Here is a 752-nt window from a genome sequence, read left to right as displayed (position 1 = left end):
GCATGTATCTGGCCGCCAAGCGCGGCGGGACGCTCACCGCTCCCGTGCCGGGCCCGGCCGGACCCGGCGACGTGGACGGCCCGCTGACCGCGGTGCTCGGCCAGGCGCTGGAGCACGGCGTGCTGCGGCCCGGCACGACACTGCCCGGACTGCGCAAGGTCTACGACGCCTACGTGGACGGGCTGCTGCGCAACAACCGGCTGGTACGGAGCTTCCGGCCGGGCCCGGCCCGCGTCCCCGTCACCCTGCTGCGACCGGAGCGCGGCCTGCTGGACACCCCGGCCCCGCTGGGCTGGGAGGAGCTCGCCGGCGATCTGACGGTCGAGCACACGCCCGGCGACCACTACACGATGCTGCGCGACCCGGTGGCCGTGAAGACCACCGCCGCGCGCGTCCTCGACAGCCGGACCTGAGGCGGCCCGGCCGCAGCGCGGCGCGGCGCCCGCGGCCCCGCGTCCGCCCGCCCGGCCCGTACAGCACGTACGGCCCGTACTCCCCCGAAACGCCCACGCCCTTCCACACCCTGCCCCACGGCATGGAGTCGTCATGGTTCAGCACAGCACCACCAGCCGGAGACTCGCCGACACGCCGATCGCGATCATCGGCCTGGGCGCGCTCAATCCGCGCTCCGGTGATCTCGGTGAGTTCTGGAACAACGTCGTCGACGGAACCGACTGCATCGAGGAGGTTCCCGAGACCCACTGGAAGATCTCCGACTACTACGACCCCGACCCGGCGGCACCGGACAAGAC

The 752-nt window shown here is 73.3% G+C and carries 1 protein-coding gene and 1 pseudogene; both read left to right on the top strand.

Going from position 1 to position 752, the window contains the following annotated elements; translation table 11 throughout:
• A pseudogene (locus LPA54_RS33795) lies at nt 1-413 on the top strand (thioesterase); the annotation flags it as partial.
• A 133-nt stretch (nt 414-546) separates the two neighbouring features.
• Nucleotides 547-752 (top strand): beta-ketoacyl synthase N-terminal-like domain-containing protein (locus LPA54_RS33790; RefSeq protein WP_228984519.1); only part of this gene is annotated, 206 nt, incomplete at its 3' end.

Source organism: Streptomyces sp. DH12, assembly GCF_020873895.1.
In the GTDB taxonomy this organism is placed as follows: Bacteria; Actinomycetota; Actinomycetes; order Streptomycetales; family Streptomycetaceae; genus Streptomyces.
This window is presented reverse-complemented; position numbering and strand designations above follow the sequence as displayed.